The sequence below is a fragment of the Rhabdobacter roseus genome, assembly GCF_014202275.1.
GTDB lineage: Bacteria > Bacteroidota > Bacteroidia > Cytophagales > Spirosomataceae > Rhabdobacter > Rhabdobacter roseus.
Map to the genome: position 1 here is coordinate 24,979 of NZ_JACHGF010000021.1, position 21,983 is coordinate 46,961.

Annotated in this window: 20 protein-coding genes; 8 read left to right on the forward strand and 12 right to left on the reverse strand. The window is 55.2% G+C overall.

All coding sequences use genetic code 11. The features are described 5' to 3' along the window. Positions 1-116 precede the first annotated feature (116 nt). From HNQ92_RS28185 to folK, 3 genes are all read right to left on the reverse strand, one after another. Positions 117-1,283, reverse strand: a complete 1,167-nt coding sequence (locus tag HNQ92_RS28185; RefSeq protein WP_184180100.1) for an AIR synthase related protein — start codon at positions 1,281-1,283, stop codon at positions 117-119. 81 nt (positions 1,284-1,364) lie between these two features. After that, positions 1,365-2,348: a Gfo/Idh/MocA family protein gene (locus HNQ92_RS28190; RefSeq protein WP_184180103.1), complete on the reverse strand. Its 984-nt coding sequence runs from the start codon at positions 2,346-2,348 to the stop codon at positions 1,365-1,367. Between the two features lie 141 nt (positions 2,349-2,489). Beyond that, positions 2,490-2,978: a 2-amino-4-hydroxy-6-hydroxymethyldihydropteridine diphosphokinase gene (gene folK / locus HNQ92_RS28195; protein WP_184180106.1), complete on the reverse strand. Its 489-nt coding sequence runs from the start codon at positions 2,976-2,978 to the stop codon at positions 2,490-2,492. A 238-nt stretch (positions 2,979-3,216) separates the two neighbouring features. Between folK and recQ the strand changes: the two genes are divergently transcribed. Then, positions 3,217-5,358 carry a DNA helicase RecQ gene (recQ, locus tag HNQ92_RS28200; RefSeq protein WP_184180109.1) on the forward strand — a complete coding sequence of 714 codons (2,142 nt, stop codon included), beginning with the start codon at positions 3,217-3,219 and terminating at the stop codon, positions 5,356-5,358. Between the two features lie 21 nt (positions 5,359-5,379). Here the strand turns inward: recQ and HNQ92_RS28205 are convergent, their stop codons facing one another. Then, positions 5,380-6,270: a DUF6454 family protein gene (locus HNQ92_RS28205; protein WP_221307572.1), complete on the reverse strand. Its 891-nt coding sequence runs from the start codon at positions 6,268-6,270 to the stop codon at positions 5,380-5,382. 121 nt (positions 6,271-6,391) lie between these two features. Here HNQ92_RS28205 and HNQ92_RS28210 point away from each other — a divergent pair, with 121 nt between their 5' ends. The 3 genes from HNQ92_RS28210 to HNQ92_RS28220 all read left to right on the forward strand — a co-directional run bounded on the left by HNQ92_RS28210 (position 6,392) and on the right by HNQ92_RS28220 (position 9,714). After that, positions 6,392-6,931 carry a hypothetical protein gene (locus HNQ92_RS28210; RefSeq protein WP_184180112.1) on the forward strand — a complete coding sequence of 180 codons (540 nt, stop codon included), beginning with the start codon at positions 6,392-6,394 and terminating at the stop codon, positions 6,929-6,931. Between the two features lie 86 nt (positions 6,932-7,017). After that, the gene (locus HNQ92_RS28215) at positions 7,018-8,772 is read left to right on the forward strand and encodes a glycoside hydrolase family 9 protein (protein WP_184180115.1); all 1,755 of its coding nucleotides are present in this window, start codon (positions 7,018-7,020) and stop codon (positions 8,770-8,772) included. 87 nt (positions 8,773-8,859) lie between these two features. After that, positions 8,860-9,714 carry a pirin family protein gene (locus tag HNQ92_RS28220; RefSeq protein ID WP_184180118.1) on the forward strand — a complete coding sequence of 285 codons (855 nt, stop codon included), beginning with the start codon at positions 8,860-8,862 and terminating at the stop codon, positions 9,712-9,714. A gap of 159 nt (positions 9,715-9,873) precedes the next feature. On the opposite strand, the gene gcvP is transcribed toward HNQ92_RS28220, so the two are convergent. The 5 genes from gcvP to HNQ92_RS28240 all read right to left on the reverse strand — a co-directional run bounded on the left by gcvP (position 9,874) and on the right by HNQ92_RS28240 (position 15,352). Next, a complete protein-coding gene (gcvP, locus tag HNQ92_RS28225; RefSeq protein WP_184180121.1) occupies positions 9,874-12,759 on the reverse strand; it encodes an aminomethyl-transferring glycine dehydrogenase in 2,886 nt (961 codons plus the stop codon). Positions 12,760-12,964: 205 nt separating this feature from the next. Then, positions 12,965-13,324, reverse strand: a complete 360-nt coding sequence (locus HNQ92_RS29115) for a DeoR family transcriptional regulator (RefSeq protein ID WP_343063062.1) — start codon at positions 13,322-13,324, stop codon at positions 12,965-12,967. Positions 13,325-13,345: 21 nt separating this feature from the next. Next, positions 13,346-13,618: a DUF4172 domain-containing protein gene (locus tag HNQ92_RS29120; RefSeq protein ID WP_343063063.1), complete on the reverse strand. Its 273-nt coding sequence runs from the start codon at positions 13,616-13,618 to the stop codon at positions 13,346-13,348. A gap of 139 nt (positions 13,619-13,757) precedes the next feature. Continuing rightward, positions 13,758-13,988, reverse strand: coding sequence for a hypothetical protein (locus HNQ92_RS28235; protein WP_184180124.1), 231 nt, complete (start codon positions 13,986-13,988; stop codon positions 13,758-13,760). Positions 13,989-14,098: 110 nt separating this feature from the next. Then, a complete protein-coding gene (locus HNQ92_RS28240) occupies positions 14,099-15,352 on the reverse strand; it encodes a metallophosphoesterase (protein WP_184180127.1) in 1,254 nt (417 codons plus the stop codon). Between the two features lie 188 nt (positions 15,353-15,540). Here HNQ92_RS28240 and HNQ92_RS28245 point away from each other — a divergent pair, with 188 nt between their 5' ends. Beyond that, positions 15,541-15,762, forward strand: a complete 222-nt coding sequence (locus tag HNQ92_RS28245) for a hypothetical protein (RefSeq protein WP_184180130.1) — start codon at positions 15,541-15,543, stop codon at positions 15,760-15,762. Between the two features lie 57 nt (positions 15,763-15,819). Here the strand turns inward: HNQ92_RS28245 and HNQ92_RS28250 are convergent, their stop codons facing one another. Continuing rightward, positions 15,820-16,197 (reverse strand): DUF1573 domain-containing protein, encoded by a 378-nt coding sequence (locus HNQ92_RS28250; RefSeq protein ID WP_184180133.1) that lies wholly within the window; start codon positions 16,195-16,197, stop codon positions 15,820-15,822. Between the two features lie 247 nt (positions 16,198-16,444). Between HNQ92_RS28250 and HNQ92_RS28255 the strand changes: the two genes are divergently transcribed. Together HNQ92_RS28255 and HNQ92_RS28260 are read left to right on the forward strand one after the other, a co-directional pair. Beyond that, on the forward strand, positions 16,445-17,617 hold the full coding sequence (locus tag HNQ92_RS28255) for a sensor histidine kinase (RefSeq protein WP_343063064.1): 1,173 nt from the start codon (positions 16,445-16,447) through the stop codon (positions 17,615-17,617). Beyond that, positions 17,614-18,300 (forward strand): response regulator transcription factor, encoded by a 687-nt coding sequence (locus tag HNQ92_RS28260; protein WP_184180140.1) that lies wholly within the window; start codon positions 17,614-17,616, stop codon positions 18,298-18,300. The genes HNQ92_RS28255 and HNQ92_RS28260 overlap by 4 nt, the downstream gene beginning before the upstream one ends. A gap of 31 nt (positions 18,301-18,331) precedes the next feature. Here the strand turns inward: HNQ92_RS28260 and HNQ92_RS28265 are convergent, their stop codons facing one another. Together HNQ92_RS28265 and HNQ92_RS28270 are read right to left on the reverse strand one after the other, a co-directional pair. Then, complete coding sequence (locus tag HNQ92_RS28265) at positions 18,332-19,081, reverse strand: glucosamine-6-phosphate deaminase (RefSeq protein WP_184180143.1); 750 nt, start codon at positions 19,079-19,081, stop codon at positions 18,332-18,334. Positions 19,082-19,131: 50 nt separating this feature from the next. After that, entirely contained in the window at positions 19,132-20,556 is a 1,425-nt protein-coding gene (locus tag HNQ92_RS28270; RefSeq protein ID WP_184180162.1) for a Gfo/Idh/MocA family protein, read from the reverse strand. Between the two features lie 255 nt (positions 20,557-20,811). On the opposite strand from HNQ92_RS28270, the gene HNQ92_RS28275 reads away from it, so the two are divergent. Further along, positions 20,812-21,831, forward strand: coding sequence for a LacI family DNA-binding transcriptional regulator (locus HNQ92_RS28275; RefSeq protein WP_184180146.1), 1,020 nt, complete (start codon positions 20,812-20,814; stop codon positions 21,829-21,831). Positions 21,832-21,983: the final 152 nt, after the last annotated feature.

Genomic DNA, 21,983 nt, shown 5'->3' on the forward strand with positions numbered 1-21,983 from the left:
TACCTACTTACAGGTACTTGGGAAAAGCAAAGATGGATTGTTTTTTGAAACGATTAAACGGATAAAGTACCCCCTGAGCAACCAGGTACCTGGCCCAAACAGGGCAAAAGGGTATTTTATGAATACACAAATTCGCCCACTTCGCTCCGGATGGTTACTTGCTTGGCGGGAGCGGCCTCTACCCTACCGATGATCTGGGCCTCGATCCCGAACGACTGCGCCAGCTCCACCACGCGCGGCGCGGCGGCTTCGGGTAGGTATACCTCCAGCCGGTGGCCCATGTTGAATACCTTGTACATTTCCTGCCAGGAGGTACCGCTCTCGGCCTGAATAAGCCGAAACAGCGGCGGAATGGGCAGCAGGTTATCCTTAATCACGTGCAGGTTTTCTACAAAGTGAAGTACCTTGGTCTGGGCACCGCCGCTGCAGTGTACCATGCCGTGGATCTGCGGGCGCAGCTCGTCCAGCAGGGCTTTGGCCACGGGCGCGTAGGTACGGGTGGGCGACAGAATGAGCTGACCTACGTCAAGCGAGGTACCTTCTACGGCGTCGGTCAGGTACTTGGAGCCGCTATATACCAAGTCGCTGGCCACTTCGGGGTCGAAGCTTTCGGGGTACTTGGCGGCCAGGTACTTGGCCAGCACGTCGTGCCGAGCGGAGGTAAGGCCGTTGCTGCCCATGCCGCCGTTGTAGGTGCTTTCGTAGGTAGCTTGGCCGTACGAGGCCAGGCCCACCACCACATCGTCGGCCTGAATGCGCGCGTTGTCTACTACCTCGGCGCGTTTCATGCGGGCAATCACCGTGCTATTGACCGTGACCGTCCGGACCAGATCCCCCACGTCGGCGGTTTCGCCACCCGTGCTGTATATTTCCACGCCGTAGCTACGGAGCATCTCAAGTACCTCTTCGGTACCGTTGATGATCTCGGCAATGACCTCCCCCGGAATTTTATTTTTATTGCGGTCAATGGTCGAGGAAAGCAGCATAGGGCCCGTCGCGCCCACGCAGAGCAGGTCGTCGGTGTTCATCACCACGGCGTCCTGGGCTATTCCGCGCCATACCGAGAGGTCACCGGTTTCTTTCCAGTAGAGGTAGGCCAGGGAGGTTTTGGTACCGGCGCCGTCGGCGTGCATGATGGTGCAGTAGTCGGGGTCACCCGCCAGGGTGTCGGGTACTATTTTACAGAAAGCCTTAGGGAAAATACCTTTGTCCAGCTTCTCGATGGCCTTGTGTACGTCTTCTTTGGAAGCCGAAACGCCGCGTTGCAGATACCGGTCGGTCATGGGTAAAAAATGAAAATGTATTTTTAAAGACACTGATTTTGTGCCGACAAAGGTACGTATAATCCTGGCATAGGTAGGTACCTAGTCGAAAGATTCGTAGCGCAGGCCAATCTCCCGCCGGACGTCGTCCAGGAGCTGCATCAGATGCAGGCTGTCGTCGAGGGTCCAGAGGGTACTTTCGGTTTTTCCCGCGCGCAAGTACTCGCCCACGGCCTCGATTTCGTAAGAGTACCCCCAGGTACTTCGCTCAAAGCTAAACGTCTGGGGCTCTTCACCGTAGCGCTCCAGCGTGAGGGCCTGGCTCTCGTGCCAGCGCGGATGTACTTTGATAATCCCCTCGGTGCCGTACACGTAAGCTTCGCAGGGCGTGCGGGCCAGAAACGTACAGTCCAGAAAAGCGAAGCGCTGGCCGGGGTAGGTAAGTACCATGCCCGTGGCCGCATCGACGCCCGTAGCGCTGAAAACCGCCGAGGCCTTCAGCGACTCAGGTACCCCCAGCACCGCGTACGACCAGAACAGCGGGTAGATGCCAATGTCCAGCAGGGCCCCGCCGCCCAGCTGCGCGTTGAAAAGCCGCCCCAGCGGATCGTAAGTACCCTGAAAACCAAAGTCGGCCTTGACTCCCAGTACTTCCCCAATGGCCCCGCTCTGGATGAGTTCGAGGGTTTTAAGCGTAGTGGGCAGAAAACGGCTCCAGAGCGCTTCCATCAGAAAGACGTTTTTTTCGCGCGCCACGCGGACCATTTCCTTCACTTGGGGGCGGTTCATGCCAAAGGGTTTTTCGCAAAGTACCGGAATGCCCGCCTTCAGGCAGAGCAGCGTATGCTCGTGGTGCCCAATGTGCGGCGAGGCAATGTACACCGCGTCCAGCTCCGGGCAGGTAACGAGCTCTTCGTAGGTACCATAGGCGTAGGGAGCGCCGTATTCTTGCGCAAACGGCTGCGCCCGGCTCAGGTCGCGCGAGGCGACGGCCGTAAGGCGGGCGTTAGGTACCTGGCGGAGGTCCTGGGCAAACTTGTGGGCAATGCGCCCCGGAGCCATAATGCCCCAGCGGATTGGATTCATAGAAGGATTTAGGTTGTTTAATTGATAGGATTGAAAGTAGCGCAGAAAATGGCTTTATAGCAAAGAAGTATCTTAAGTTTTTGCGGGATATTCTATGGCGATTTGCAATTCGCGAATTGCAAATCCCTACCACCCGTAGGCTTAGCTCGACTCCCAACGCACCACCTCGCCTGCATCCGGGCATTCGGCCAGGAGCTGCGCGTTGGTTTTTTGAAAAACGGGATGCACAAAATCCGGCGCCAGCTCAGCCACAGGTACCAGCACGAAGCGCCGCTCGTGCAGACGCGGGTGCGGTACCGTGAGGCGGGCGCTATCAAGTACCTTCGTGCCGAAGTACAGAATATCGACGTCGAGGTGGCGGGCCCCCCAGCGCTCGTAGCGCACCCGTCCGAGTTCATGCTCGATGTCCAGGATCAGCCGAAGTACCTCCTCGGGGGCTAGGTCCGTAAGTACCTCAAGTGCCTGGTTCAGGAAAGCGGGCTGGTCGGTGATGCCCCAGGGAGCGGTCTCGTACAGGGCCGATGTCCGTCGAAGAGCCCCGACGCGCAGGTCAATTTGCTCACGCGCGGCTTGAAGCTGCGCGGGCCGATCGCCCAGGTTAGAGCCCAACAGCAAGTATAGGGTAGTCAAAAGAAAAGTAGTTTGGATATAAAACAAGGACCGAAAGTCAGCAAATTTAGGCGTAATACCAAAGCGAACCGTTTGTAAGCAGGAGGTACTTTCACGAGGTGGAACACGGTATTTTTCCAAAAAGACTTTCTGGCCAGGAATACGAAAGGCGGGCTTTTCGTTGAGAGAATAGTCCTAAAAATCGTAAATTCGTATTTTTTAAAGAAAACTCCCGGCGAAAACCGCCCTACTTTACACCATGTCGCTTTCCAAAGAACAAGCCCTCAAACAGTACTTCGGCTACGATAGCTTCCGGCCCCAACAGGCCGAAATCATAGATACCGTGCTTCGGGGCGACGATTGCCTGGTACTGATGCCTACGGGCGGGGGTAAATCCATTTGTTACCAGCTCCCGGCCATTTTGAACGACGGCCTGACGATCGTCGTTTCGCCGCTCATTGCGCTCATGAAAGACCAGGTGGAAGCCCTGCGCGTCAACGGCGTCAAGGCCGCCTACCTCAACTCCTCCCTGTCGCGCAGTGAGGAAGATTCGGTACTTTGGCAAGTAAAGCTGGGCGAGCTGAAGCTCCTCTACATTGCGCCCGAACGGCTTTTTTCGGGGGGTACTTTTGATTTGCTTCGCGAGTGGAACGTGCGCCTGTTTGCCATCGACGAGTCGCACTGTATTTCGTCCTGGGGGCACGACTTCCGTCCCGAGTACCGCCAGCTCACGGTGCTGAAAACGCGCTTTCCGCAGGTACCCGTCGTGGCTCTTACCGCCACCGCCGACCGCGTCACGCGGCGCGACATCATGAAGCAACTGGGCATCAGCCACGCACCTACGTTTGAGTCGGGTTTCGACCGGCCCAACCTCAGCCTGACGGTACTTCCCGGCCAGAAACGCTTGCAGCAGATCAAGGATTTTCTGGCGCGGCACGACGGCCAGCCGGGGATCATCTACTGCCTGAGCCGCAAAGGGACCGAAACCCTGGCCGCCAGCCTACAGGGCGCGGGCTACGCCGCCGAATATTACCACGCCGGCCTCCCCTCCGAACGCCGCTCGCGGGTGCAGGAGCAATTCCTAAAAGACGACATCCAGATCATCGTGGCCACGATTGCCTTCGGGATGGGCATTGATAAATCAAACGTGCGCTGGGTGATACACTACAACCTACCTTCCAACGTCGAGAGCTTTTACCAGGAAATTGGCCGCGCCGGGCGTGACGGCGAACCTGCCGATACGGTGCTATTTTACAGCTACTCGGACATCGTGACCCGCCAGGACATGATTGGCAAGTCGGAGCAGTCCGAGGAGCAGAAACAACTCCTCTATGCCAAGCTCAACCGCATGAAGCAATACGCCGAGGCGGACATGTGTCGGCGGCGGATTCTGCTCAGCTACTTCAACGAAGAAGTAGTGCAAGACTGCGGTAACTGCGACGTGTGCCGGAACCCCCGCACGCGTTTCGACGGCACGGTTATTGCCCAGAAGGCGCTTTCGGCCATTGCGCGCACCAAAGAGAGCGTCGCGATGGGGATGCTTATCGACATCCTGCGGGGTAGCCGCAACCGCAACGTACTCCAGCACGGCTACGACCGCCTGCCTACCTTCGGCGTGGGCCACGACCTGCGCGGCGAGGAGTGGGGCGAGTACCTGGGCCAGCTTCTCAACTCGGGCGTGATGGACATCGCCTACGACGAAGCCCACGCCTTTAAGCTTAATCCGCTGAGCCGAAAGGTACTTCGGGGTGAGCACGCCGTGGAGCTGGTGAAATTTATCCCGCTGGCCGAGCGTAAGGCGCGCGAGGAGGCGCTTTTGCCCAAAGAAAAACCCAAGCAGGAGGTCATCCGCGATGCGCTCTTCGAGCAGCTGCGCCTGCTGCGTAAACAGCTCGCCGACTCGCTCAATGTACCTCCTTACGTGGTATTTAGCGACGCCACCCTGTCCGAAATGGCGCAGAAACGTCCCATCTCCGAGGCCCAGATGAAAGCCATCTCGGGCGTGGGGGCCGAGAAGTACCGCCGCTACGGGGATCTTTTCGTGAAAGAAATTGTGTCTTTTGCCAAAGAAAATACCAAGCCCGGTACCCGCGTAGTGAAGGGCATGACCTACCTCCAGACCCACGAGCTCTACCAACAAGGCTACCCGCTGGACGAAATCGCTCAGCAGCGCGGGCTCACCAGCTCCACGGTGGTGTCGCACCTGGTGAAGCTCCGCGAAGAGGGCCACGACATCAACCTGCGATCGCTGATCTCAGACAAAGCCTACGAGGCCATTCGGGAAGGAATGCGGGAGATGAATTTCCAGAAGGGCGACCCGCTCGTGCCGCTCTTCGAGCACCTGGGCGAGCGCTACGACTACGGGCAGCTGCGCCTGGCGCAAGCCATCTGGGAAGGGTAGTTGGCTGCTTCCGTAAAGTACCTATTCAATAACGGCCTCGTACACGTAAAGCGTCGAAGCCGCGTCGTCGTCGGGGACAAAGTACCCCCGCAGGCCGTGCGCGGTGGCCTCGACCCAGAACGGGTTGTTGGTCATGGGCGCGCCCGTGGGCGACCAGAGCGGCACAGGTACCTGATGCACCGGCCGGTGGTCGAGCAGGCTCACGAGCTCGAGCCCGCCCAGCCGAAACGCCGGGGCATTGGCCGGGCCGGGGTAGTTTTTGAGGCCGCCGCACAGCATCAGGTGGTTGCCCAGGTAGTGGCAGTCCTGATAGTCGATGTAAAAGGCCGGATTAGGTACCCGCAGAGGTACTTTTTGGGGCTCATTCAGCGACCATTGGTAAAAATCACGCGAGCCCCAGCTGACGCCGTGCAGGGTGTGGGCGTCGATGTGGTGTACGAGGCCACCCAGGTGGTCGTCGTGCCGAAGTACCTCTTCGGCAACTAGAGTAGCCGGGTCCACCCGGTATAGGACGGAGCGGCTGCGCGGGCGGTATTCGGCCACGGGCACCCACAGGTACCTTCCGTCGTAGTCGATGCCGCCGGGGTGGTAGAGGGTACTTTCGCCCAGCGTTTGCTGCGCCAGTAGTTTTCCTTCCGCGTCAAATTTGAACAAGTACCCTATGCCTTCACCCGGACTACCCTCGGCGGGTTTCTGAAGTACCTGCACCGACGACAGGTAGAAGTCCGGGCCAATCTTGACCATGCCCTGCGGGTGGTAGGTCGGGAAGCGCAGCGGAACGGACGCGACGAGCGTCCAGGGCGTATCGGGCCGCAGCTTTTTTATTTTCGCGATGAGGACATCCGGCGTAGCGGGCTGGGCTTGTCCACTTATATGTATTAGCAGCAGTAACAGCCAGGTACATTTTTTCATGAGGAGGTACTTTGGGTAAAGTACTTCCTAAAGCACCGGCCCAGAGGTACTTTACTTAGAGATCAAGCAAGCAAATGAATGGTTTTTTGTATTTTTGTTTACTCACTTCAAAACCACACCCATGCATTTTCCCCCCATAAAGCTATTCAGCTCCCTGTTATTACTATTTTTCGCCCAACTAAGCTGGGCGAAAACGTGGCAGCCTCAATTTGTGCCGCTCAAAGTGCTTCCCTATCCAGATTATCATTATGATTTACCCGATTACCTTGCCCAATATACCTATACTTTCTACGAACGCCAGAGGTCGTGTCAGGCCGATTATGGCTTTTTCTATTTTCGGGTAAATGGGAAAGGAAAAGTAGACAGCATCCGCGTAGAGGGTATTTTGGGATCAGAAGTGACGGATCAGATTAAGAAAAATATTTATGCTACCGAAGGTCATTGGTTTTTGCCCCAAGGTACCAAGCCCGAAGCAACCTGCTGGTTTATTTTTCTGTACGGAGCTTTTGGCCGACAAAAAAACTGCTCTGAAGAGCAAAATAGGCTGTTTAAAGTACTGAGCGATTACCGTAATGCGTATAGCACGCTGAGCAAACGGACAGAAACGCCACGCGGTATACTCCTTCGTCCCTATTGGCGCGACCCCATGGCTGAGAAATAAACAAGCGATGGGCAAAAGAGGACGCTTTGACGCCTAACGCATCCGGGTAGATTCGGACCTTTTAAGGCTTCCTTTTAGAAAAATCCATGATTCGATTTCTCAAGTACCTTTTCAGCCTAGTCCTTTTTAATGTGGCTCAGGCCCAGAGCCCATCCGACGCCATTCGGCTCAATCAGGTTGGTTTTTACCCGGCGGCGCCCAAAGTAGCGGTGATGGTGAATGCCCCGGTGGGTGAGTTTGTCCTAAAATCTAAAAAGGACAATAAGGTCGTTTTTAAAGGCAAACTCAGCGAAAGTACCCGCTCGCCGTTCTCGGAAAAAACCACCCGCGTTGCTGATTTCTCGGCCTTCCAAAAAGCAGGTAACTACTACCTGGAAGTACCAAGTACCCCGGACGGAAGTACCTCCTACCCTTTTGAGATTAAAGAAAAGGTACATGAGGGCGCTGCGAAGGCGTCTATCAAAGGCTTTTACTACCAGCGGTTGGGTATTCCGCTGGACGAAAAGTACGCCGGAAAGTGGGCGCGCCCCGCCGGGCACCCCGACACGCAGGTACTGGTACATCCCTCGGCGGCCTCGGCCGAGCGCCCCGCCGGAACGGTACTTTCGAGCCCGTTGGGCTGGTACGACGCCGGTGATTACAACAAGTACATTGTCAATTCGGGCATTACGATGGGTACTTTGCTGTCGGCCTACGAAGATTTTTCCCGGTATTACGATAAACTAAATCTGAATATTCCCGAAAGTACCAACCAGGTACCTGACCTGCTCGACGAGGTACTTTGGAACCTGCGCTGGATGCTTACCATGCAAGACCCGCACGACGGCGGCGTGTACCACAAGCTCACCAACGCCTCCTTCGACGGCATGGTGATGCCGCACCAGGCCACCAAGCCCCGCTACGTGGTGCAGAAAAGTACCGCCGCCGCGCTCGACTTCGCCGCCGTGCTGGCGCAGGCGGCGCGGGTATACCGGCCTTTTGACCAGGCACTTCCCGGCCTGGCCGATTCTTGTTTGCTGGCAGCGAAGCAAGCATGGACCTGGGCGCAAAAGTACCCCAACGTGCTGTACGACCAGGCCGCGATCAACAAGGAATTTGATCCTGACATCGCTACGGGTACCTACGGCGACCGCCACGTGGCCGACGAGTTTATCTGGGCCGCTTCGGAGCTGTACCTCACTACGCGCGACGACGCCTACTACCGGGCCGTCAATCTATTTCCCGATGAAAACATGCCCCTGCCCGCCTGGCCGCAGGTGCGGCTGCTGGGGTACTACTCGCTGCTGCGCTTCCGGGATAAACTCACGCCCGTGGCCCAAAAAGACGTGGCCGAGCTTCAAAAGCGGATGATCCAATTCGCCGATCAACTGCTGGAAGGTACCTCTACGCATTTTTTACGCACGGTAATGGGCCACAAAGCATCTGACTTTGCCTGGGGCAGTAGCTCCGTAGCCGCCAACCAGGGCATTGTGCTCGTGCAGGCCTATCGACTTACGCAGCAGCCCAAGTACCTCCAAGGGGCACTTAGTAACCTGGACTACCTGCTGGGCCGCAACGGCACGGGCTATAGCTTCCTAACGGGCTTTGGCGGCAAGCAGGTTATGCACCCGCACCACCGCCCCTCCGTGGCCGACGGCCTCGCCGAGCCGGTACCGGGGCTGCTCTCGGGCGGGCCGAATCCGGGCAAGCAGGATAAATGTACCACCTACACCTCCGACGTGCCCGACGAAGCCTTCACCGACGACGACTGCTCCTACGCTTCCAATGAAATCGCCATCAACTGGAATGCCCCCTTCGTGTACCTGGCGGGGGCTCTAGAGGCCATTTCGTTCAAAAAGTAAAAGAAAGAACCGTTTTTTGGGTACCTGCGCCAACCCCGAAGGGTACTTTGGGTGTTAAGAATTTACACCAAGAATGATTTTTTCATCATGCGAACCATCAAGCAAATCCATACGGCCCGCTACGCGCCCATCAGTGATCTGATCACGTACTCGGCGCTACCGTCGGCTACGGTCGATTACCTGGACCCGTTTCTGTTTCTGAACCACCACGGCCTGCAAAAGTACCCCGCCCGCAACAACGGCCTGCCCTTCGGGCCGCACCCGCACCGCGGGATGGAGACGGTCACGTTTATTCTGGAGGGCGATATCGCCCATAAGGATTCCGGCGGCCACGCGAGCGTGATGACGGCCGGGGGCGTGCAGTGGATGACGGCCGGGAGCGGGTTGATCCACGCGGAGGTGTCGTCCGACGAGTTTAAGAAAACGGGTGGCGACCTGGAAATCCTGCAGCTGTGGATCAACCTACCCGCCGCGCTAAAAATGACAAAACCAGCCTACAAAGGCCTTCAGCGGGAAGACATCCCCAGCCTGACGCTGGACGAAGGAAAGGTGACGCTGAATTTGATATCGGGTACGTGGGAAGGTACCTCGGGGCCCTTTGAAACGCTGACGGATGTCTTCATGAGTACGCTGTACCTGCGGCCGGGCGGTACTTTTGAGGCCCAGGTACCCGCCGAGCGTACCATTTTTCTTTACGTAGTACGGGGAAAAGTTGTGATAAACGGTACCGACGCGCAGGCGCTCCACCTGGTGGAGTTTGGCTACGACGAAGACGAACTACGGATAGAAGCTTCGGAAGACAGCGTGCTGCTGTTCGGCCACGCCAAACCCTTCGAGGAGCCCGTAGTAGCGCAGGGGCCCTTTGTGATGAATACCCAGGAAGAAATCATCGAAGCTTACAGCGACTACCGCGCCGGGAAGTTTGGTACCTGGCGTGGGTAAAGGTACCTAGCACTCGCCTCCATTTGTAATCAAACGCTCGCCCAGATTTATAATCGGCGGCGGATTCACGTAGCGTTTTTAACGCCTAACACATCACGCAAAAAGCCGCCCGAAGTACTTAGCTCGGGCGGCTTTTTGGTATGTATTCGTTCAAAAAAACTACTGCGCTACTTCCAGCTCGGCGTATTCCTCAATCGGCAAACACGAGCACACCAGGTTGCGGTCGCCGTAGGCGCTGTCGACGCGGCTTACGCTGGGCCAGAACTTGTTGAAGCGTAGGTGCGCCAGCGGGAAAGCCGCCTTTTCGCGGCTGTAGGGCCGGGTCCAGTTTTCGGCCAATACCACGCGGGCCGTGTGTGGCGCGTGCTTGAGTACGTTGTGGGTGCGGTCGGCGGTACCTTCTTCCACTTCCCGGATCTCGTTTCGGATGGCAATGAGCGTATCACAGAAACGATCCAGCTCAGCCTTGGATTCCGACTCCGTCGGCTCGATCATCAAGGTACCTGCCACCGGGAACGAAAGCGTAGGGGCGTGGTAGCCGTAGTCCATGAGGCGCTTGGCCAGGTCCTCGGCCTCGATGCCCGCCGCCTTGAACGGCCGGCAATCCAGGATCATCTCGTGCGCGCAGCGCCCCTGGCTACCGGTATAAAGTACCTGGTAGTGGTCGCGGAGGCGTTCCTTGATGTAGTTGGCGTTCAGGATGGCCATTTTGGTCGCGTTGGTCAGGCCCTCGCCGCCCATCATGGCAATATACGCGTAGGAGATCGTCAGGATGCTGGCGCTGCCAAAAGGGGCCGCCGAAACGGCCGAAATAGCCTGCTCGCCGCCGGTCTTGACCACTGCGTGGCCCGGCAGGAAAGGTATAAGGTGCGCCGCTACGCCAATGGGCCCCATGCCGGGCCCGCCGCCGCCGTGCGGGATACAGAACGTTTTGTGCAGGTTGAGGTGACAGACGTCAGCCCCGATGCTGGCCGGGCTGGTGAGTCCTACCTGGGCGTTCATATTGGCCCCGTCCATGTACACCTGTCCGCCGTGGCTATGAATAACCTCACAAATTTCCTTAATGCTTTCCTCAAATACCCCGTGGGTAGAAGGGTAGGTCACCATAAGACAGGAAAGCGCGTCGCTATACTGCTCGGCTTTGGCTTTGAGGTCGGCCACGTCGATGTTGCCCCGCTCGTCGCACTTGGTAACGATCACCTTCATGCCCGCCATCACGGCCGAGGCCGGGTTGGTACCGTGCGCCGACGAAGGGATCAGCGCTACATTGCGGTGGTGGTCGCCGCGGCTCTCGTGGTAGGCGCGGATCACCATCAGACCGGCGTACTCGCCCTGGGCACCGGAGTTGGGTTGTAGCGACATGGCCGCAAAGCCCGTGATCTCGCAAAGCCAGTCGTTGAGCTCGCCGAAAAGCTGGCGGTAGCCCGCCGCTTGCTTTTGCGGAGCGAAGGGGTGCATTTTGCCAAATTCCGGCCAGGTAACGGGGATCATCTCCGCCGTGGCGTTGAGCTTCATGGTGCAGCTACCCAACGAAATCATGGAATGGACCAGCGAAAGGTCCTTATTCTCCAGCATTTTCAGGTACCGCAGCATCTCGTGCTCGGTATGATGTGTGTTAAATACCGGGTGCGTCAGGTAAGGCGAGGTCCGTTCCAGCGCTTCGGGTAGTGCCAGCTCTATTTCTTCGTCGATGATCATTTCGCCCTGAAAACCCGATACTTCGGCGAAGATATTCAGCAGCTCGATGGTATCACCGAAGGTCTTGGCTTCGTCGAACGATACCCCCACCAGCTCATCGCCCGTGTAGCGGAGGTTGATGCCGTACTTCTGGGTCTCTTGCCGCAGCTTGTTCACCAGGGGCGTCTGGATGGTGATGGTGTCGAAGTAGGTATCAGTAAGTACCCGGTAATTAAATTTCTTGATGGTTTCGGCGAAAAGCTTCGCCAAACCGTGCGTACGGGCGGCAATATTTTTGAGCCCTTCGGGCCCGTGGTAAACGGCGTAGGCTCCGGCCATAACGGCCAAAAGTACCTGGGCTGTACAGATATTGGAAGTCGCTTTTTCCCGACGAATGTGTTGCTCGCGCGTTTGCAATGCCATACGCAGCGCCCGGTTGCCCTCGGCATCCACCGACACGCCGATGATCCGGCCCGGGAGTTGGCGTTTGAAGCTTTCTTTGGTAGCAAAAAAAGCCGCGTGCGGCCCGCCGTAGCCCATCGGTACCCCAAAGCGCTGGGCGGAGCCTACCACCACATCGGCCCCCATTTCACCGGGTGCTTTAAGCAGCGTCAGGGCCAGCAGGTCAGCCGCAACGGCTACGGATAGCTGTGCTTCGTGCGCCGAAGCGATCAGGTCCGTGTAGTCAAGTACCTGGCCGTCGGTGGCGGGGTACTGGAGCAGCAGGCCAAAGAGGTTCTCCTGCGTTAGGTCCAGCGTGCGGTGGTTGCCTACCAGTACTTTAATGCCCACCGGCGTAGCCCGCGTGCGCAGCAGGTCGATGGTCTGCGGGTGGCAGAGTTCCGACACAAAAAACGTATCCGCTGCTTTTTTAGCGGCGGGGCGGGCGCTGTGCAGCATGGTCATGGCCTCGGCGGCGGCGGTACCTTCGTCGAGGAGTGAGGCGTTGGCAATCTCCATACCCGTGAGGTCGGTCACGACGGTCTGAAAATTCAGGAGCATTTCCAGGCGTCCCTGCGCGATCTCGGCCTGGTAGGGCGTATAAGCGGTATACCAGGCGGGGTTTTCCAGTACGTTGCGCAAGATCACGTTGGGCGTGAAGGTGTCGTAGTAGCCAGTACCGATAAATGACCGGAACACGACATTCTGGCTGGCTAGTTTCTTAAAATCGTGCAAAAACTGCTGCTCTGAGCGCGGCGGCGGTAAGCGCAGTGGCTCCGAAAGCCGGATGCCGCCCGGAACGGTTTGTTCTATGAGTTGATCCAGGGAGTCGACGCCTACCGTGTGGAGCATTTCCCGGAGCTCCGTTTCGTCTTTACCGTGATGCCGATCCTCAAATTTTTCCTGGGAATGGAGGTTGATTTTCATTCGTTTGGGGCAGAAAGAACCTGTAAGTACTGGGTTTGAAAAAACAAAAGTAAGCAAAACCAACCGAATCTGTATGATGAATCGTTGGTATGCTTACCATTGCTACATGAACAGCCTAGCCGACAAGTAAGTTTCCGAAAAAGAGCCGGGATGCTCTATTGGAATTGTATAACTTGTCGATTGGACCAACCGGGCCCTACGGCTATCATAAGGTACTTAGGTACACCAACTGATAGCTCGTGCTGCGCCCTCCGGCCGTGTTTTTTACGAGAATACCTTGATTTTCCAACCCTTGAATATCTCGTAGCGCAGTATCCGTCGACACCTTAGTGATTTTGGCCCATTTGGAGGTAGTAAGATTGCCTTCAAACCCATCCAGCAGCTTGTCTAGCATGAGCTTTTGACGAGTAGTGATCGTTTTGGTAGAAAAGAAGGTCCAATAACGAGCTTTGGTAAGCACGGTGTCAAGCGTCTCTTCGGCATTTTCCAAGGCTCTTTCCAAGCATGATAAAAACCAAACAAGCCATTTCGTAACATCTAAATCTCCTTTTTGGGTTTTCTCCAACGTTTCGTAATACCCTTTATGCTAAGGGATAGAAGTACCTATATCCAGGCCCAATTTACGGGCAATGGAAGACCTTACTTGATCTGGATCTAGAAACTCGCCTTCTATTTCAGTCGTTTTCAATGCATCCTGAGTAAGGGTTTTTAGCTCGGCTTCTTCCTGTAAAGCAAAGCCCAAGCTCATCATTCTACCGATGAGCTTTCCTTGTTTATGACGTACCGAAGCTAATAAGGGAATTACCGTGTGAGCATCCCAACGAAATTGAGGCCATTGGCTATATTGATAGATATACATACATTCACCGCATTTTATAAGGTGAATATAAGAACTATTCGCCGCATAAACAGTAGGTACGCCGCAAAAAATGCGGTGAATAGAACAACTATTCACCGCATCGGAAAAGGTCAGGTACCTTTAACCAAAGTACCTACGCTTAGTGCTTGGGGCAGTCGCAGGAGCTGCGGCGTTTAAAAATGCCCAGGAATTTCTTGTTACGAGGCTTTTTATACCCCTTATAGCGTTTTCTTTTTTTCTGGTTTTTCCCCAAATCCTGGAGCTCAACACGGGTAGTTTCTGCGGAGGTAGTAGCGGCGCGCGTTTCCGGAGCCAAACCGCCCAGAAATAGCCCCAGCAAAAAAATCAGGATCGTTGCTTTATTTTTCATAAGGTACTTTGCTATCGAAAGGTACTTTGATCTTTCTTCCTTATTTCACCAACGCACATTCTCCGTATTTATTCCCGCTGGCGGTGAAGAATTTCCGCAGCGGGTACCTGCTACGCTTTTACCAGCTCCAGAATGGTGATTTCGGGCAAAATCCCGACCCGGCCGGGGTACCCAATGTACCCAAAGCCGCGGTTGACGTAGAGGTACTGCTGTGCTTCCTGGTACAGTCCGGCCCACTGCTTGTAGCGATACTGCACCGGACTCCACTTGAAGCCGGGCAGCTCTACGCCAAACTGCATTCCGTGCGTGTGCCCGGCCAGCGCCAGGTCAATGTCCGGGAAAGCGGGCCGCACCTGGGCTTCCCAGTGGCTGGGGTCGTGCGAGAGCAGGAGCTTCACGGGGTACTCTTCTGCGCCGCGGTAGGCTTTGGCCAGGTCGCCTTTCTGAACAAAACTCGTGCCCCAATTTTGAATACCGATGAGTCCTATTTCGGCACCATCTACCCGGATGGCCCGGTTTTCGTCCAGCATCAGGTTCCAACCCATCAGGGCATGGGCTTTTTTGAGGTCTTCCAGGTTACGGCGTTTGGCTTCGGGGTTTGGCCAGTTGTAGTAGTCGCCGTAGTCGTGGTTGCCCAGTACGGAGTACACGCCCAGCGGTGCTTTTACTTTTTCAAAAATAGAAAGGTACTCTTTCACTTCAATGGCCTGATCATTTACGAGGTCGCCGGTGAAAAAGGCCAGGTCAGGCTTCTCGCGCAGGAGCATTTCTACCCCACCTTTGACGGCTGTTTTATTAAAAAAACTACCCGAGTGAATATCCGAAAGCTGCGCGATCCGGATGCCGTCGAATTCTTTGGGAAGATTCTTGAGGGGTACTTTGACGCGCCGGATGCGGTAGTCGTGCGCGCCCGAGAGGATGCCGAAGACAAAGGTACCAAACAAACTACCCCCGGCCACCAAGGCCGTGGTGGCCATAAACTCCGAGCGGGGAATGCGGGCTACATCGGGGCTGGCGGTGGGCTCCGCCGCCGGAGGTACCACCAGCTGGATGGCCCACTGGACCAGCCGCCGTAAGTCATCAACGAGCAGGAAAAGTACTGAGAATAGCTTGGCAAAGTACGGAATGGCGATGCCCGCAAAGACGAAGTTGCGTGTAGCGCGCCCGAAGGTATCGGGCGGGAGCAGCTGCAAGAGCAAAAATGCTGACAGCGGTAGCACGGAGAAAAACCAGTAAATGCCCGATACCCAGCGCTGCGTAGACTCCGAAGAAGTACGTAATACCGTCCGGAGCGCCTGCCACACGTACCAATCCAGCGCAAAAAAGATAAAAGCCAGTACTATAAAGAACAAAGAACGGTTCATAAGCTGAAGAAAAAGCATCTATCGGCATAAAACGCTTCAGTCCGTTTTCTTGTTCATTAAATTCTTCGTAATGAGAATAATACTCATTGAACGGAGATAGAGCGGGCTGAACGGTAACTTTGGCCCCCCTGATCAGGTACCTTATTCTTTTTACGCAAGGATTTTTTCCATTACATCAACCCAACGCGATGGCTACTTTCGATTTCAAACGTTTTCACCTTCGTTCCATCAACGCGCACTCGGAAGCAGAGCGGGCGGCAATTAACCAGGAATTGAAGGCCCTATACGCTTCTTTGTCGTCCGAAGAACAACAGGAATTCAATGAACAGCTGCAGGCCTTTCTGGTGCGCGAAATGGGGCGGCTCAAATCCGACTTTGACTCCGTGAAGGGAATGAATAGCGCCAACTAAAAACCCTACCCCTCAGCGCTGAGGGGTAGGGTTGGGTAGGTACTTAGTAGGATACTTTTACTCCGTCACTTCCCCTTCCAGCCGCAGCACCACCAGCCCGCTGTCGCCATTAGACTCCACGGTAACGGATTTGGCAAAGGGACCCACGACGGCGGCGTTGAATGTGGCCTTAATGACCGCCGACTGGCCGGGAAGCAGCGGCTCCTTGTCGTACTCGACGCCCGTGCAGCCGCACGAGCCGGTAGCCCGGGCAATGAGCAGGGGAGTCGTGCCGGCGTTGGTGTACCTAAACTCGGCCGTGACGGGTTTGCCTTTTGGGATTTTACCAAATTGCTTCGTCGTTTGCGCCCATTCAAAGGCCGCCAGGGGGTAGGCCATGACCAGGGAGGAGATAATTAGGCCGGCAACCAGCAGCATCATACTTTTTCGTTTCATACATTTTTACGGTTTAAGATGGAACATATGTTGATCAACCGGTCAAAAGTAGAGGTTGTTGAATCAGAGGCTTGTTAATGAGTTGGTAAGGTTTGTTAACTAGGTGTTAATGCCTTGAAAAAAGTCGGAAAAGCCCGTAATTAGCGTCGGAATCTTCCTACTTCTTATGCCCAGAAGAACCATACGATGGCTTGTGTTACTATCGGCTCTATCCATTATGGGGGTGGTAGTCACGCAGATATATTGGGTGAAGAAGACCCTCGATCTGCGCGAAAGGCAGTTTAACCAGCGCGCCCACGTAGCCTTGCAGGATGTGGCCGAAGAGCTCACGCGGATCAACGGCGTCATGCAGATCACGAACCCCGTGGAGCAGCTCTCGCCGGATTACTTTTTGGTCAATACCAATTCCACTACCCAGCCGGAGGTACTTGAGCATTTCCTGAAAGACAGCTTTCAGAAGCACGAGCTCATTACTGATTTTGAAGTAGGTATCTACGACTGCACCACCGACCGCTTGCGCTACGGCATGTCGCTCAGTACCCGCAACAACGACAAAACCCCCGCCCCCACCGCCGACTGGATCAAAACGGACAAGTACCCCTATTACTTTGGCATCCGGTTTCCGCAGCAGCGGGAGTACCTGGCGGGCGACCTCCAGGGCTGGATTTGGTCCTCCGGCCTGGTGCTGGTGGCAGTCTGCTTTTTTGCCTACGCCCTATTTGTTATTTTGCGCCAAAAACAGCTTTCCGAAATTCAGCGCGATTTTATCAACAACATGACGCACGAGCTACAAACGCCGATCTCGACCATCCGCATAGCGGCCGATGTGCTACAAACACCTGCCATTACTACCCAGCCTGAGCGCCATAAAAGGTACGTGCAGATCGTACAGGAGGAAATCCTGCGGCTGCAACGGCAGGTAGAAATGGTACTTAACATGGCCAAGGCGGAGCGCAAAAAGCTGGCCATGCAGGTAGAATGGCTGGACGCCCACGAAGTCATTTCGGCCATGCTACGGCCCCATCAGCATAAAGTACAGGTGCAGCTTACGGCTAGTGCGCCCTACGTCCACGCCGATCGCATTCATTTTGGCAACCTGCTCAACAACCTGGTGGACAATGCCATTAAGTACTCGCCCGCCGACGCCGTGGTGAGTATTCGGACGTACGACCGGGCCGAATCGCTGGTGCTGGCCGTGCGCGACCAGGGCATGGGTATTGCGCCCGAGCACCAAAAGAAGATTTTTGAGAAGTTTTACCGGGTACCTTATGGCAATGTGCACAACGTCAAAGGTTTTGGGATAGGCCTGAGCTACGTGCAGCAGATCGTGAAAGCCCACCGCTGGAAGCTGGAGCTGGACAGTGCGCTCGGAGAGGGAAGTGAATTTCGGGTGATCATCCCTAAACATCAAAAGCCATGAAAGCAAAAATTCTGTACGTCGAGGATGATCCCAATTTAGGGTTTACGACCAAGGATAATCTGGAAGCCCATGACTACGAAATTGTGCACTGCCCGGACGGGAAAAAGGCCTGGGCGGCTTTCCAGGAGCAGCATTTTGACCTGTGCGTACTGGACGTAATGCTCCCCGAAATGGACGGCTTCACGCTGGCCCGGCACATCCGGGAAGTTGACGCGCAGGTACCTGTGCTGTTTTTGACGGCCCGCTCGATGCAGGAAGACAAGATCCAGGGCCTGCTGCTGGGCGGTGACGACTACCTCACCAAGCCCTTCAGTATTCAGGAGCTGGTACTTCGGATCGAGGTGTTTCTGCGCCGCACCAAGCCCGACTACCAGCCCGAAAATCCGCAAAGTACCTTTGTGATTGGCAAGTATCGCTTTGACTTTGAGAAGCTCACCCTGAGTCAAAACGGGCAGGTGCATACCCTTACCTTTCGGGAAGCCGAGGTACTTAAGTACCTCGCGTCCAAGCCCCGGCAAGTAGTCAAGCGCGAAGAGGTACTTACCGAGATCTGGGGCGACAACGACTACTACATGGGCCGTAGCCTCGATGTCTTTGTTAGCCGCCTCCGCAAGTACCTCTCCCAGGACCCCGCCATCCGGATCGATAACGTACACGGCGTAGGCTTTCGGCTTAGCTGGTAGTTTTTGGGGCGGGTTCCGCGCCCAGGTACCCTTAGGGGGTACTTGCTTTTTGGGAAAGAAGCTGAGCCGACGACTCGTCCAGAAAAAATGTACAACTAGGGTGTTGCTGCAAAATACTGGCGGGGAACTGATTGCTCACCGCTTGTTCCAGGCTATTTTTAACGGCCTGCGCCTTACGGGCGTCGGGTACGGAACAGATAATGTGGGCCGACTTCATGATCTGCTTTACGGACATACTGATGGCCTGCGTAGGTACCTCCTCCAAGGAAGCAAACCAGCCTTCGTTCATCTGTTGTCTTCGGCAGGGCTCATCCAGGGTGACGATGAGGTAGGGGCGTTCGGTGTCGAAGTCGGCCGGAGGATCGTTAAAGGCCAAGTGGCCGTTTTCGCCCACACCCACCAGCGCAACGTCGATGGGATGTTCCCGGATAAGTACCCCCAGCCGCTCGCATTCGGCTTCAGCATCCACCTCGCCATCAATGAGATGGACGGCCTGCAAGGAAGGTACTTTGGCCAAAAATCGCTCCTGGAGGTACTTACGAAAACTAGCCGGATGCGCCAGCGGTAAGCCTATGTACTCATCCAGGTGAAACATCGTGACTTTGCCCCAGTCGAGATCTTCATGCAGCAGCTGATTCAGCGTTTCAAACTGGCTGGTACCCGTAGCCAGAATCACGTTCGCCTTTCCGTGGTCGGTGATGGCTTGCCGGATCAGCACCGCGGCCCTGGCTCCGGCCGCCTTTCCTAGCTCCGCGGGAGATTTTGCTATGGTAATTTTCATGAATAGTAGGTACTTACATGTAGAGCCCGAAGGCGTAATTTCCTGGAGTCTTAAGCTTTTTTTACCTGCGTGTTGCCGCCTGCGCGCAGCGAAATATCCACCGGCTTGTTGGAAACCCAGGCACCAGCCGTAAAGTCAGGAATGTCGATGGAGTTGGATCGGTTGGCCACCGACCACTCGCTCAGCGGTCCGATGGCACTCCAGGAGGCCGCATCGTATACGTCCTGGTCGAGCGGGAGGCCGTTTCGCAGGCAGTCGATGAGGCGCCAGTCCATCAGGAAATCCATACCGCCGTGGCCTCCTACTTGCTTGGCTAGTTCGCCAATGCGCTTGACGATCTCAGGCTGGTACTTGGTTTCCAAAGCTTTGTATTCTTCGTCCGACAACCACTCGTGTCCCTGAGAGATTCGCTCCGGCAGGGGGTACTTTTGCGCCGTACCCTTGGTCCCGCTGATCAGGTGCAGGCGCGAGTAGGGCCGGGGTGAAGTTACGTCGTGTTGTAGCATGATCGTCTTCCCCTTGTTGGTTCGGATGGTCGTGGTGTTCATATTGCCCCGAAAGTTTCCGCCTAAAAAAGGTTGAAAAGTAGCGTCCGAAGCACCTAGCTCCTGGGTACGTTGCTTCAGCATAAAATCATGGCTACTCATGGACACAAGGTAGTCCATCTTATCACCCCGATTGACGTCCAGGATTTGGCATATTGGCCCCAGTCCGTGCGTGGGGTACAGATTTCCGTTGCGGTGGGCGTTCTCGCGCAGGCGCCACAGATCATAGCGCTTGGTTTTATCAAACAATGACTCGTAAATATCGTGAATGTAAGCACCCTCGACGTGCACGATTTCGCCAAAGTACCCCTGCCGGGCCAGATTGAGCGTAAGGAGTTCAAAAAAATCGTAGCAGCAATTTTCCAGCATCATGCAGTGCTTGCGGGTACGTTCTGAGGTTTCTACCAACTGCCAGCATTCTTCCAGCGTCACGGCGGCAGGTATTTCTACCGCCACGTGCTTGCCTTGCTCCATGGCGTAGAGTGCCATGGGTGCGTGCAGGCTCCAGGGCGTACAAATGTATATCAGGTCCAGGTCGTCGCGCTCGCAGAGCTTTTTCCATGCGTCTTCGGTTCCTGTGTACACCGCCGCCTCCGGGAAGGTGCCTTCCAGTACCTTTTTGGCCGCTGTGGCGTTTTCGGGGCGTACATCACACAGGGCCTTCACCTCCACGTTGGCCAGGTGAACGATCCGTTTGATGGCACCGGTACCGCGGTTTCCCAAGCCAATGTACCCAATTCGGACGGTGTCGATTTTAGGTGCCGCGTATCCACACATGTTGAACACCTGGCGGTGCGCACGAGACGCCTGCTTATGAATGGCAGGTAGAGCGGAAGTACCTTTAGGCGTGGTACAACCCGGCAGCAAAGTACCTCCCGCCAAGCCTATGCCGCCCAAGCTGCTCAGTTTTAAAAATGCTCTTTTTTTCATCATGTATTAAGCTAAGGGAAGAACATGGCATGAGAGACCAGTAAGACTTTCTTTACTCTGCCGCAAGCCGTTTTAAGTAGTATTACAAGCAAGTTTAAGTGGTTTTTTCTAATGACAGACTTTTTCTCGGGTAAAAAGTTGCGAGAACGTTCTCGTACATGCTCCATAAAGGACTTGCCTTAGGTACTTGCTAAATAGCGGCAAAGGGGGTAGTTTGAGGGCAGGGAAAGGTGTTTCCCGATTCATCGAAGAAGCATGCGTCCTAAATATACGACCATCAAGGATATAGCGAAGGCCCTGGATATATCGGTGGCGACTGTTTCACGCGCCTTGCGAGATACCCACGACGTAAGTCCAGAAACTAGAGATAAAGTACTGGCAGTAGCCGCCGCCTTAAACTATAAACCTAATTTTAACGCCACTGGGCTTGTCCATCAAAGTACCCATCACCTAGGCGTGCTCATCCCAACCATTACCAATTACTACTTTTCAACGGTGATTACGGGTATGCAGGAGGTAGCTCATCAGCATGGTTTTAACCTTGTTTTGTATTTAACCAATGATTCGCCGGAGAGGGAGCAAAGGATTGTTCAGAACTTAGTTCGTACGAGCCTGGATGGTTTGCTGGCTTGCGTCTCTTCGCGTGCAGCAGAATACAATCATTTTCAGGAATTACTGGACGAAAGCATGCCTCTGGTTTTTTTCGATCGCGTACCGGATGACACCATCAAAACGTCGAAAGTAGTGCAGGATGATTATGAGGGCGCTTTTAAGGCCGTTGAGCACCTGATCCAAAGCGGCTACACAAAAATTGCCCACATTACCGGGCCCAAAGGCCTACAGCTGACAGAGAATAGAGCGCAGGGATACCTGGATGCCTTGCGGAAATACAACTTACCCGTCAGGTCCGACTGGCTCATTTACTCGGGTTTCTCCCAGCAAGAGGGAGAAATGGATGCGGAGAAATTGCTGGAAAGCCGGGATAGACCCGATGCTGTTTTTGCCGTAAACGATCGAAAAGCGGTGGGAGCTATTTTGGTTTTAAAAAGGAAAGGGATTCGGGTTGGAAAGGAGATAGGAGTCATGGGTTTTACCAATGACCCAATCTCGGAAATTGTTTCTCCCACCCTATCGACCGTGGCCGAGCCAGCCTATGAACTTGGGAGAGCGAGCTGCCAACTACTGCTAAACCAGCTCAAAAAAAATACCTTTGTCCAAGAACAGGTAGTACTGCGCAGTCAACTCGTGGCGCGCGCTTCGACGCAACGCATATAGCGGGTCCAGGCCTTTTGCCTATTAGCTGTTTTTTTGGGGCTTGATTTTTAGGGTTGCCTTAAGCAGAGCGAGCAGCCTTTTGAGGGGCTGCTCGTCTGGTTTGATGGTCTCGTGGCGGCTACCTACTTTTCCGGGGGTTGACCCAGTATCAT

Excerpts from the sequence above, each read along its gene's own strand:
- HNQ92_RS28220 (WP_184180118.1), top strand. The coding sequence starts at position 8,860 with ATGCGAACCATCAAGCAAATCCATACGGCCCGCTACGCGCCCATCAGT.
- HNQ92_RS29120 (WP_343063063.1), bottom strand. The coding sequence starts at position 13,618 with ATGTATATCTATCAATATAGCCAATGGCCTCAATTTCGTTGGGATGCT.
- HNQ92_RS28205 (WP_221307572.1), bottom strand. The coding sequence starts at position 6,270 with ATGAAAAAATGTACCTGGCTGTTACTGCTGCTAATACATATAAGTGGA.
- HNQ92_RS28185 (WP_184180100.1), bottom strand. The coding sequence starts at position 1,283 with ATGACCGACCGGTATCTGCAACGCGGCGTTTCGGCTTCCAAAGAAGAC.
- HNQ92_RS28250 (WP_184180133.1), bottom strand. The coding sequence starts at position 16,197 with ATGAAACGAAAAAGTATGATGCTGCTGGTTGCCGGCCTAATTATCTCC.
- HNQ92_RS28275 (WP_184180146.1), top strand. The coding sequence starts at position 20,812 with ATGCGTCCTAAATATACGACCATCAAGGATATAGCGAAGGCCCTGGAT.
- HNQ92_RS28210 (WP_184180112.1), top strand. The coding sequence starts at position 6,392 with ATGCATTTTCCCCCCATAAAGCTATTCAGCTCCCTGTTATTACTATTT.
- gcvP (WP_184180121.1), bottom strand. The coding sequence starts at position 12,759 with ATGAAAATCAACCTCCATTCCCAGGAAAAATTTGAGGATCGGCATCAC.
- HNQ92_RS28270 (WP_184180162.1), bottom strand. The coding sequence starts at position 20,556 with ATGAAAAAAAGAGCATTTTTAAAACTGAGCAGCTTGGGCGGCATAGGC.
- recQ (WP_184180109.1), top strand. The coding sequence starts at position 3,217 with ATGTCGCTTTCCAAAGAACAAGCCCTCAAACAGTACTTCGGCTACGAT.
- HNQ92_RS28240 (WP_184180127.1), bottom strand. The coding sequence starts at position 15,352 with ATGAACCGTTCTTTGTTCTTTATAGTACTGGCTTTTATCTTTTTTGCG.
- HNQ92_RS28190 (WP_184180103.1), bottom strand. The coding sequence starts at position 2,348 with ATGAATCCAATCCGCTGGGGCATTATGGCTCCGGGGCGCATTGCCCAC.
- HNQ92_RS28215 (WP_184180115.1), top strand. The coding sequence starts at position 7,018 with ATGATTCGATTTCTCAAGTACCTTTTCAGCCTAGTCCTTTTTAATGTG.
- HNQ92_RS28265 (WP_184180143.1), bottom strand. The coding sequence starts at position 19,081 with ATGAAAATTACCATAGCAAAATCTCCCGCGGAGCTAGGAAAGGCGGCC.
- HNQ92_RS28235 (WP_184180124.1), bottom strand. The coding sequence starts at position 13,988 with ATGAAAAATAAAGCAACGATCCTGATTTTTTTGCTGGGGCTATTTCTG.
- HNQ92_RS28260 (WP_184180140.1), top strand. The coding sequence starts at position 17,614 with ATGAAAGCAAAAATTCTGTACGTCGAGGATGATCCCAATTTAGGGTTT.
- HNQ92_RS28245 (WP_184180130.1), top strand. The coding sequence starts at position 15,541 with ATGGCTACTTTCGATTTCAAACGTTTTCACCTTCGTTCCATCAACGCG.